The organism is Populibacterium corticicola (genome assembly GCF_042683685.1).
GTDB classification, from domain to species: Bacteria; Actinomycetota; Actinomycetes; order Actinomycetales; family Cellulomonadaceae; genus Timonella; species Timonella corticicola.
The window spans coordinates 588,524-599,568 of record NZ_JBHUOP010000002.1 but is presented as its reverse complement, the minus strand read 5'-3'; the positions used below and the strand labels follow the sequence as shown (position 1 = coordinate 599,568).

Genomic DNA, 11,045 nt, shown 5'->3' with positions numbered 1-11,045 from the left:
CTACCCATCTCTCTGACCGCTCGGCGAAGAGCGATTCTTCACAATTCCTTCAGCAATTTCCCATAAGACCTGGGAGAATGAGGGTCAGGTCAATTCCTCGATCATTGGGTAGGTCATCATGGTGCCTCACCGTTCAACTTCTTCCAGTGACGATTCGTCGGTATATGAACAGGGCTTGGCTCGTACGCCACGAAATGTGCGCCGGTGGCGCAGCCACCTTGCCGATGAACGTGCCGAGGGCGCGGTGTATCGGGAACTCGCTGCTCGTCGCAGCGGTGAGGAACGCGAGATCCTGCTCGGGTTGGCGGCCGCCGAGCAGCGTCATGAACGCCACTGGGAACAGTTGCTTGGCGACGATATGGGTCGTATCGGTCGCGGTTCGTTACGTACCCGGGTGCTCGCGGTCTTGGCGCGCCGTTTTGGCGGCGTGTTTGTGCTCGCACTCGCACAGCAGGCGGAGGCCCGAACCGAATATGCCGATGAGCCTGCTGCACCTGCCAATATGCTCGCAGATGAGCGGATTCACGGCGAGGTCGTTCGAGGCCTGGCCACGCGTAGCCGTCGACGCATGTCCGGAACCTTCCGGGCTGCGGTCTTCGGCGCGAACGACGGATTGGTCTCGAACCTAGCCCTCATCCTGGGTATCGGAGCATCAGGCGCAACGCATGGAATCGTGCTGCTGTCCGGTTTTGCGGGGCTCCTTGCCGGTGCACTGTCCATGGGAGCGGGCGAGTACGTTTCGGTCAGTTCGCAGCGGGAACTGCTTGATGCGGAGAACCCTGCGCCCGAATCACACGGTGCCATCGGTGACCTTGACGTGAACGCGAACGAACTTGCACTCGTGTACCGGGCTCGGGGCATGAGTGAGCAGGAAGCCCTTGACCATGCCGCGAGCGTTCTTGCGGACTACACGCACGGAACGATCTTGGCCGAGGACATCGATGCGGCTGAGCACGAGGCGATTGGAACACCGTGGGGCGCGGCGCTGTCGAGTTTCCTCTTCTTCGCTTCAGGTGCGTTCATCCCGATTGTCCCGTTCCTGTTCGGGGCGCAACAGTACGTCGCCGTGGCGCTCTCCACGAGTCTGGTGGGGATGGCACTCCTGCTGACTGGCGCCTGTGTGGGTGTTCTCTCAGGTTCGTCCCCGATGAGACGGGCACTGCGACAACTTGCCATAGGCCTGGGTGCCGCGGCAGCGACCTACGCTTTGGGCCTGGCGTTCGGAGGTGGCGCCTAGGCGTCGCGGGTCTCGAAATAGACCTGCCCGTTGCTGTGTAACCGGACCGCCGTGATCTCAAGTGGTCCGGAGCGTGTGTTGACTCGAATCGTGCCCCCGGCCGAATGTGTTGACGGTGAGCGCTGCGCAAGAGCCTTCTTGGTTGCAACCGCATTGGTAAGCAACTCAAGCACCTCGTTCACGTCGAGTGTTGCTGGTTCACCTGACTCGGAGCCCGGTGCCGAGCGCGCAGAACGAACTGGAGTCTGAGAAGGACGCACTTGCGGTGGTGTCGCGCCAGCGGATGGAACCTGTGGGGCCTGCGTTTGGGGAGCCGATCGCTGTACCTGTTGAGATGCCACACGCATGGGCACGCTGCGTGCTGGAGCGGTCGAGGAGGAGACCGTCTGTGTCGTGGAGCCCTGGTAGCCAACGGGCTGGCCAGTTGGCGCTGCCTGCGGGACGGGGCCATTGTCAGTAGCCGGCGCACTCACCGGTCGAGTCTGAGACGTGCGAACTGGCGACGGAGCAGATGAGGCGGACACCGGCGATGCCTGACTACGCTGGACTGTCGGAGCTTGGACAGGCGCTGGAGAGGTCATCGGCGTGGTTTGCGCTCCGAACCCGTGGTAGGTGTTCGGGGCGAGGGGAGCCGAGTACACCTCATTGGTTGAGGGGGCGGCACCCTCGTAGAGGACCTGAGCGATCTCAGAGGTAAACAGTGCTGGTTCCTCCTGTCGTGACACCTGTACCTCGACAGCCTCTGGCCTGCGGATGGGCGCGGAGATCGTGTCCTCAAGGACTGGCACCTCGAAACCGAGTGCCTCAATGGTGCTGCCCGCAGCCCTCGTGGCTGTAGCCGGAGGACGGAAGTCGTTTGCAGGAGTGTCGTAGGGTTGCGCAGCGCGCCTGGATGAGGCGGCTGACGACACGGCGGCATGAGAACTGTCGCGTCTGCTCAGCGAGACATGGGGTGCAACCTGCTTGACGCGGTTGACTTTGGTGTGCGGACGCTTGAACGCGGAACCGCCCGAGATCGAAACCTCGTAGAAGCGAAGTGACTCGATGGCGCTCTGGCGGATGTGTTCGACGGAGCTGCGGCTGTATCCCTGGCCTGATGATGGTTCGAACTCCAGCGAGGTGAGTTCTTCGGCGGTGATTCCGCCCTGCAGGAACTTGCCCTGGCGTTCATAGTGCGACAGCGTTGCCACGAGGCGGTCCATGAACAGGTCAACCTGTGCGATGTCAACGGCGTCGCGCAGGGAAACGCTGAATTGCCGGGCGGCAGCAGCATCAGTGGAGGTGAGCATATGCATAGCCTAGTGGCGCAGGGTGGTCCGTGGAAACGGTTAATGCATGGGGACTTTGCACCAGAATGGAATTCAGCCCCGTCAACTCCTGATGTTTGCGAGGTATGTCCGTTTATCCTGGCCCTTGCGCATGAGCCGCCTACGGTCGATGGGGTGTTTTTCGTCCGGATGCACTCTTTCAGGATATGTATTCGGATGAAAAATGCCCCATCGACTTGGGTGGGAAGCACCGGTAACAGAGGCTTAGGGAACCAAGGGAAGACACTGCCGCTGAGGAATAAGGCTATGGCCGCGGTACGTTGCGTAGGTTCGACCGAGCCATGGACACGACCTCACCGAGACCACCGCCGAGCACTTCCTTGCTCATCGCGATGGTGAAGCCAGCGACCTGTCCAGCGGTGATGGTGGGTGGCATGGAGAGTGCGTGGGGGTCGGTCACAATGTCAATGAGTGCTGGGCCGGAGGTCGCGAAACTGGACCGCAGAGCGTCCTCGAGTTCTGCCGGTTCCTCGACCCGCACGGAGTGAATCCCCAGTGCGGCAGCCACGGCGGCGTAGTCGACCTCAACGGAGTCCGTCCCAAACGACGGCAGACCGTCCACCAGCATCTCGAGGCGCACCATACCGAGCGTGGAATTGTTGAACACCACTATCTTGACTGGGAGATCGTACTGCTTGATGGTCAGCAGATCGCCGAGCAGCATGGATAGCCCGCCATCCCCGCACATCGCGACGACCTGGCGTTCTGGGTCGGCGAGCGCCGCTCCGATCGCATGTGGCATCGCGTTGGCCATGGACCCGTGCAGGAACGACCCGATCACGCGGCGTCTGCCATTGGGAGTGATATAGCGTGATGCCCACACGTTGCACATGCCGGTGTCCACCGTGAACACGGCGTCGTCGCTGGCGATCTGGTCTAGGACATCGGCCGCGTATTCGGGATGGATGGGCACGAGGTCTTCGGCGTTCTTCCCCTTGTACGCCCCAACGACCCCCTTCATAGCCTTGAGGTGCTTCTTGCGCATCGAGTCGAGGAAGCGACGCGAACCCGCCGGCTCGAGGAGTGGCAGCAGTTCCCGGATGGTCTCGCGGACGTCACCGACCACGGCGACATCCAGCCGGGTGCGTCGCCCGAGGTGCCGCGGATCGATGTCGATCTGGGCGGTGGGGACGTCCTCGGGAAGGAACTGATCGTAGGGGAAGTCGGTGCCGAGGAGCAGCACGAGGTCGCAGCTGTGCATCGCTTCAAAGCACGAGCCGTAGCCGAGCAGGCCGGACATGCCCACATCGAATGGGTTGTCGTACTGGATCCATTCCTTTCCACGCAACGAGTGTCCGACCGGGGCAGCAATGCGGTCGGCCAACTCGATCACCTCGGCGTGCGCGCCGCGTACCCCTGCGCCCGCGAAGATGGTGATCTTCTTTGCGTCGTTGATGGCCTGTGCGAGCGTCATCAACTGTTCGGGGGATGGGATGATCCGTGGCGTAGCCGGATTGAAGTCGATGTTTGGCGCGCTGACCGGTGCTTCAAGGCTCGCCACGTCTCCCGGAATGGTGAGTACGGCGACGCCGGGACCGGAGAACGCGTGCCGGATCGCTGAAGGAACGATGCGTGTAGCCTGCTGTGCGCTGGAGATCATCTCCGAGTACATGGAGCATTCGGTGAAGAGTCGGTCGGGGTGCGTCTCCTGGAAGAATCCGGTTCCGATCTGGTTGCTTGGGATGTGGCTCGCTATGGCAAGCACGGGAACCCGGGACCGGTTGGCATCGTAGAGGCCGTTGATGAGGTGGAGGTTTCCTGGGCCACAGGAGCCCGCGCACACAGCCAGTCGCCCGGTCAGTTCAGCTTCGGCGGCGGCCGCGAACGCCGCGACCTCTTCGTGCCGCACCTGTACCCAGCGGATGTCTTGGCCGTCCTTCTGGGCGCGTCGTACAGCATCAACGATTGGGTTGAGGCTGTCCCCGACGATTCCGTAGATGTGCTTCGCGCCAGCCGCGATAATCTGGCTTACGAGGAGGTCAGCAACAGTCTCTGTAGCCTTCTTAGCCATGTCACTCCCTTAGATAGTCCGTCATTCCATCCTTACGCGGATATGCATGTACCGCATGTTCAGGGCCGATGACGGCTTGCGTTCGAGGGGAATCGTGGATGCCAATTGGCGACGATCCGGCTGTTTCCAGCCGCAACCCACCTTCGTTGGGTGGCTGAGTCGATGGGGCGGTTTTGATCCGGATGCCCTTACTTTGTGTGCGCACCCGGATGATTCCGGCCCCATCGGTGTGGACCTACTGGAAAGCAAAAGGGGTGTTGTGCGCTGGGCGCACAACACCCCTCAGGGAGAACTGCCCTATTTCTTGTACTTCTTGTTGATCAGATCCGTGGCAACGTCTGTCGCGGCAATGGTCGATGCTGGGGCAATCGTGCTGGAAAGTGCGGTGGCCTCTTGAACCGCCGACTCGTCGTCAAGCAAATCCACGGTGGGGACCTCCTGAATCTGGTGCGTGGTGGTGCGCGTGCGGAACGTGCGCATTGCAACCAATGCGATGACGACCTGAACCAAGCCGGCGATCACCACAACGGAGAAACCGGAGTGTGCCCCGGCCTCGTCAATGCGGACCCCCGCAACGGACGAACCGAGCGAGACGCCAACACCGAGCGCCGTACCAACCCAGGTAAGCCCCTCGGTCAACTGGCGTGGGGAAACCACAAGTTGAATGACGTTGTTGCCGTTGATCAAGGTGGGGGAGATCGCGAAACCAGCGAGGAACATCGTCGCTGCGAGCATCCACAGGTTGGTGGCCACGAAGAAGAGGCAGACCATGACACCGAGGGCGACGATACCCACGACAAACCGCTTCCACAGCGCGGAACCCCACTGGCGTGCACCGTAGAGCAAACCGGAGATGCACGAACCCAGTGCGAACACGCCGAGGACCAGACCCGACAAGCCCTTATTGCCCTGTTCCTCGGCGAACGCGATGGTTGCAACGTCAGCGGCACCAAAGATGACACCGGTGCAGATGAACACCGCGATGACCGCAAGAACGGCAGGGTTGCGCAGAACCGTTGGGACTTTCTCACCCAACACAGGGGCGATGATCGGCGGTTCCGTGTCCTTTTGAGCCAGGAACCAGAAACCACCGAACACCATGAGAACGACCGGTACCACAAGGCCAGCCCACGGAGAGACCGATGTGGCAAGAACTGTTGCGGCAATCGGACCGATCACAAAGATCATCTCGTCGATTGCCGACTCGAGCGAGTAGGCCGTGTGCAGGTCGCGAGGGTTGTTGACCACGTGCGACCAACGGGCGCGGACCATAGCGCCCACCGCACCGATGGTGGCACCGGTCAGAATTGCAAACAGGTACAGCATCCAGTGCGCCTGATGCGTTAGCGCGGCGAGGATGAGCGCGGACAATGACAGGCTCGACACGACGATGAACGGGCGCATGATGCGCGCCTGCCCATACCGGTCCACGAGCTTGGCGATCTGCGGTGAACAGATCGCCTGCGCGATGACATACGCGGCAGAGACCTTGCCGCCGAGGGCGTACGAGTTGTACAGCACCTCGATCATCAAGATGATGCCGATGCCCACCATGGACATGGGGAAACGAGCGAATGCGCCAGAGATCGAGAAGTTCTTGGCGCCAGGAATTGAATAGACTACTGCGTACGGGTTGCGCGAAGTTTTGGTCGCGGTTTCAGCAGATGAGTCTTCGGTAGTTGAAGATTCATGAAACACCCTTCTAGTGTCTCACCATTCGCGGTTTTGTAACGGTGATTTGCGGCACCGTCCAAGGTGTTCTGGCGCATGGAACCGCTGTTTTATGCTGAATATGGCACGATGGAATTTCAGGTGAACTTTGTTGACTGATTGGTGGGAGCGTCATGGCTGACGGTGTGGTTGAGGGATACGAGATCGTTCAGGTCGAAGAGACGAACCGGTTCGTGGCTCGCTTGGACGGTGGAGTTGAGGCGGGTTATCTCGAGTACGAGTTGCGCGGGCAAGGTCTGTTCAACAAGGTCCTGGCGATCCCACACACTGTTGTCAAGCCTGAGTTCGGTGGCCGAGGCATCGCCTCGGAACTCGCGTCCGAGGCATTCTCATGGGCTCGAAAGATCGGCGCGACGGTTGACCCGATCTGCCCGTTCATCGCCAAGTACATCGAACGTAACCCGGTCTACCAGGATCTATTCGCGTCCAAGCAGTAAGTGCACAACCAAAGTGTCCTTTGGGGTGTATCAGGGACTTTAGCCCGTCACCCTGTGGGACTACGTGGAACCGCACCACATCAACCCTGGGGTTGATGCCGTTGACCTGCGATAACGAGTATCCTTCAGAAGAATCTGAAGGAGTATACCGTGACCGTTTGGACCAAGATCGTCTTCCCGGCTATTCGGATCGTTATCTGGGCGATCATCGCAGGGGCGCTCGTGAAAATAGCTTTCCTTTCCGCACCGCAGGCTCAGAACGCTGACGATGGGCTCATCCCCACAAGTGATTTCTCGGCACCCACATATACAGTCGAGACCGCAGATATCGTCAACAACGTTGAGGTGACCGCAACTGTCGTGACAGACCCAAGCGTTGAGGTGAAGGCCGGTTCAGAGGGATACCTCGGCTATTGGGCAGTGCCAAACGGCGCAGACGTCATCGAGGGGCAGCCCATCGCGGAGATCCGCAAGCCGATTATGAGCCAGGCACGTGAGGACGAGGACGGAAACGTCATCGAGCCAGCGGATACCGGGCGGTTCACACGGCAGACACTGCACGCTCCACTTGCCGGAAAACTCAAGTACGTCGTCGAACTCGATGATGAGGTGACCAAGACGACCGTTGTCTTCAGCGTTGCCCCGGAGACCCTGTCGGTCGAGGGCGATCTGAGCCCCCAGGACCGCTACCGCCTGCTTGACGACCCAAAGAAGGCAGAGGTGAAACTCGACGGCGGGCCTGCCCCATTCACATGCAAGAAGCTTGCCATTGGAAATGACGTCATCGCCGTTGAACCCAACCCGGAAGACGACAGTGGTGAGGACTTCTACGGCTACGAGGGTCAAGCACAGAACGACAGCACGACAGCGGTCAAGATGCGTTGCCCAGCGCCGAAGAAGGTGCGTCTCTTCGCCGGACTCACCGGAACCATGACGGTCCTTGCCGGTGAAGCCAAGGGCGTTGTCGCTGTACCGATCACAGCCGTTCAAGGTGTTCTGGAGACCGGACGCGTGTGGGTCATCGATCCAGCCACGGGCGAGGAAGTCGAACGCGACATCAAACTCGGACTGTCCGACGGCGAGATGATCGAGGTCGTTGAGGGACTCGAACAGGGCGATTCCATCAGGCAGTTCGCTCCGGGAAACATGGAGGAGCTCAACCCTGAAGAAGGCATGATCTGGTGACCTCGCTGATCTCGCTGCGCAACATCACGCGCACGGTATCCCTCGCCGACGGCTCACCGCTGCACATCCTGCGGGACATCAACCTTGAGGTCGAGCAGGGTGAGTACGTGTCGATCGTTGGGCGATCTGGTACCGGAAAGACCACCCTTCTCAACATCCTCGGGATGCTGGACAAAGCCAACACCGGAACCTATCACCTGAACGGGGCCGACGTGTATGGCATGGGCGAACGACGCCGTACCAGACTGCGCGGCAACACCTTCGGGTTCGTGTTTCAGCAGTTCAACCTGCTTCCCAAGCGCAACGCCCTCGAGAACGTCACGGCTCCACTCTTCTACGGAAAAGGAAGCCAGTTCTGGCGGCGAAACTCAATCGCGGAGGCTGGCCTGACCCGGGTCGGACTTGAACAGCGACTCGAGTCAATGCCCGGACAACTCTCGGGTGGTGAACAGCAGCGCGTCGCAATCGCCCGCGCACTCGTGCGCAACCCGGCAGTGATCCTCTGCGACGAGCCGACCGGTGCGCTCGACGTCGAGACGGGCGCGCACATCATGGCGACGCTGCAGGACGTGGCCCACCAGAACAACGCGGCGCTTATCGTGATCACGCACGATCTGTCGATCGCGGAGAAGGCAGACACCCAGTACGCGCTCGCAGACGGCATGCTGCACCTCGTTCACAGTGCTCGGGAGGTGCTCGCATGAGCGTACTCGTCGGCTCCCTGATCGAGGCGTGGGACGAACTGCGTATCCACAAGCTCCGCGTACTGTTGTCGCTCGTGGGCGTGGCGGTGGCCGTTGCCGCGATGACCTCGGTTCTCGCAATCGGTCAGATGCTGGGCCAAGCGAACACAGAACTCACGCAGAAGTGGAACGGCCGCGACGCGATGCTCACGGTGAACGTCAACGCTTCCACGGAGCGGGGCATGAAGGAAGTCCCTGAGGCCATGAAGGCATTCGCGGAACGTTTCCAGGTCGCCTACTCAAGCCGTCTCAGTTACTCATGGAATACATTTATCACCGATTCGGGCCAACTTGAGAGCGAAATCCGGGTCATCGATCATGCCTACAAGGACATTCACAACCTCAAGGTTCTGTCGGGTGCTTGGTTCGGTCCGGGAGACACACAGCGCCTTGCCCCCGCGATCGTGGTGAACGAAGCCTATTTGCAGCAGACGGGAACTCCGCGAGATTTGTCCGTGCAGCCTAAGATCGCTATCTCGGGCACTGATCGCAACCATGACCTTGTGGTGATCGGAGTCGTCCCTGATGAGTGGGAAGGGGAAATGCCACGCATCTATATTCTGTGGGACTCGTATGTCCATATGTTTGCAGCCGACGCGAACGCGATGAGTAGTTTGTACCCGCAACTGGAGATGTGGCTCGAACCAACCGCCGTCGAGGAAGCCACCAATGCGGCGAAGGCGTATTTCAAGCCGTATGTCTCCGATGACTGGGGCATCGAGGCGTGGAACAACCAAGACATGATGGGCGAGCAGGACAATTTCATGGACACGTTCCAAACGATCGTGTTGGGAATCGGGACTCTGATTCTTGCGATTGGCGCCTTGTCGCTCGTGAACATCTCGCTTGTGACGGTTCAGCAGCGTATTCGCGAGATCGGTATCCGTCGGGCCTTCGGTGCGACAACGGGGCGAGTGTTCTTCTCGATCATGATGGAATCCGTGGTGGCGACGTTCCTGGCCGGGTTCATCGGGGTCCTGCTCGCGGTGATCGTGGTGGGCCAGTTCCCGATCGTGGAGAAACTCATGGGGATGCCCATCGAGAATCCTCCACCGTTCCCGACCGGCGCTGCGGTGACCGGTCTGGTTGTGGCGACAATCATCGGTGCGCTCGCGGGACTGATTCCGGGTCTCGTGGCGACCCGCATCAAGCCGATCGAGGCGATGCGCGCAGCAGGCTAGTTTTCTTGTCCATTGACGACGAGCCGGGGCCTTACAGCCCCGGCTCGTCGTGGTTGCGTGGTCGGTCTCAGATGCGCCTGCCGTGCCGAAACGTTACTGTAGGGCGGCCAAAGCCAGTCGGAGATTCGTGTGGAGCTTGTCGAGGTGTTCGATCAACCAATCGCCGGTATAGGCACGTGGCCCCACTTCCACGATCATGATGGCGCAGAAGTAGAGTCGATAGAGTAGGAATCGGATTTCTTGGTTGCTCAGGGTTCCGGCAGCGGGAAGACGACGAGGCAGACTGAGCTCAGTTAGGGTGCGAGCCACATCGATGTCTACCGGGCCCAACCCGGAAAGCGTCCCGTGTCTCTCCACGGAGGACAAGATTGCTTGAGCCTCTGTCTCGTAGCCCTGCAACTGATGTGCGTTGACTGGGGCGAATCCCATTTGATCTGCGCCGATGAAGTCGAAGATCGGATCGCCGAAGATCGCTCGTTCTGTGTCGATGATCCCCGATATGTGTTCCTCCCCATCGAGGAAAACGTTGGCTTGCCAGACATCCATATGCACTAGATGGGGAAAGCGAACGGTTTCAAGATGATGGGCGTTACGTTCGTATGCCGCCCAGATCTCATCGCAGGGCAGGTCGATGTTCCACCCCTTAGAGTCATCGAGGATTGCGCGCAGCATCAGCTCGAAGGCCCCGCGCCAGGTGCTGGCTTGGAGATCAGGAAGACCGGGATACCCGTAGCGTTCTCCGGTGACCGTGTGCAGTCGAGCGAAATAGGCGCCGCGTTCGCGCTCTATGCCGGGTTCATCCCATCGGACCTGTGACTTCTCCGCGAGAACATTCCACGGCGTGCCTTCCAGGACGGTGACCATCAGAGCGTCACCGGCAACGATTTCACGTGTGAAATCGCTGTACACGACCTGGGGCATGAGCAGGGCGGGCTTATCCGAGCACATCTCGTAGATGAGGCGTTCGGTCGCCACTATGTTGTGCTCGTAGGACAGCAGGCTTGAGGTATCGGCCGGGGCGGTCTTGACCACAAGGGTACGTCCATCCTCCAAGGTCACCTTGAAGGTCGTGGCAAACATTCCACCGGTGAGATGCTCGAAGGAAGCCAGTTTCCCAAGCGGTGCAACGAGACGTTCTAACTGTTCAGGTGATATCTCAAGTGCTGGCATGAGGTAATTTTAGCGATTCACG

The 11,045-nt window shown here is 60.1% G+C and carries 9 protein-coding genes; 5 read left to right on the top strand and 4 right to left on the bottom strand.

Going from position 1 to position 11,045, the window contains the following annotated elements:
* Positions 1-118 precede the first annotated feature (118 nt).
* Positions 119-1,237 (top strand): VIT1/CCC1 transporter family protein, encoded by a 1,119-nt coding sequence (locus ACFSYH_RS06380; RefSeq protein ID WP_377465903.1) that lies wholly within the window; start codon positions 119-121, stop codon positions 1,235-1,237.
* On the opposite strand, the gene ACFSYH_RS06375 is transcribed toward ACFSYH_RS06380, so the two are convergent.
* From ACFSYH_RS06375 to ACFSYH_RS06365, 3 genes are all read right to left on the bottom strand, one after another.
* Positions 1,234-2,526, bottom strand: a complete 1,293-nt coding sequence (locus ACFSYH_RS06375) for a hypothetical protein (protein WP_377465901.1) — start codon at positions 2,524-2,526, stop codon at positions 1,234-1,236. The two genes, ACFSYH_RS06380 and ACFSYH_RS06375, sit on opposite strands and share 4 nt — an antisense overlap.
* A 283-nt stretch (positions 2,527-2,809) precedes the next feature.
* Entirely contained in the window at positions 2,810-4,576 is a 1,767-nt protein-coding gene (locus ACFSYH_RS06370) for a pyruvate dehydrogenase (RefSeq protein WP_377465899.1), read from the bottom strand.
* Positions 4,577-4,873: 297 nt separating this feature from the next.
* Positions 4,874-6,274 (bottom strand): MFS transporter, encoded by a 1,401-nt coding sequence (locus ACFSYH_RS06365; protein WP_377465898.1) that lies wholly within the window; start codon positions 6,272-6,274, stop codon positions 4,874-4,876.
* 146 nt (positions 6,275-6,420) lie between these two features.
* Here ACFSYH_RS06365 and ACFSYH_RS06360 point away from each other — a divergent pair, with 146 nt between their 5' ends.
* From ACFSYH_RS06360 to ACFSYH_RS06345, 4 genes are all read left to right on the top strand, one after another.
* Complete coding sequence (locus ACFSYH_RS06360; RefSeq protein ID WP_377465896.1) at positions 6,421-6,744, top strand: GNAT family N-acetyltransferase; 324 nt, start codon at positions 6,421-6,423, stop codon at positions 6,742-6,744.
* Between the two features lie 150 nt (positions 6,745-6,894).
* The gene (locus ACFSYH_RS06355; RefSeq protein WP_377465894.1) at positions 6,895-7,929 is read left to right on the top strand and encodes an efflux RND transporter periplasmic adaptor subunit; all 1,035 of its coding nucleotides are present in this window, start codon (positions 6,895-6,897) and stop codon (positions 7,927-7,929) included.
* Positions 7,926-8,633, top strand: coding sequence for an ABC transporter ATP-binding protein (locus tag ACFSYH_RS06350; protein WP_377465892.1), 708 nt, complete (start codon positions 7,926-7,928; stop codon positions 8,631-8,633). The genes ACFSYH_RS06355 and ACFSYH_RS06350 overlap by 4 nt, the downstream gene beginning before the upstream one ends.
* On the top strand, positions 8,630-9,853 hold the full coding sequence (locus ACFSYH_RS06345) for an ABC transporter permease (RefSeq protein WP_377465889.1): 1,224 nt from the start codon (positions 8,630-8,632) through the stop codon (positions 9,851-9,853). The genes ACFSYH_RS06350 and ACFSYH_RS06345 overlap by 4 nt, the downstream gene beginning before the upstream one ends.
* A 93-nt stretch (positions 9,854-9,946) precedes the next feature.
* Here the strand turns inward: ACFSYH_RS06345 and ACFSYH_RS06340 are convergent, their stop codons facing one another.
* Complete coding sequence (locus tag ACFSYH_RS06340; RefSeq protein WP_377465887.1) at positions 9,947-11,023, bottom strand: phosphotransferase family protein; 1,077 nt, start codon at positions 11,021-11,023, stop codon at positions 9,947-9,949.
* Positions 11,024-11,045: the final 22 nt, after the last annotated feature.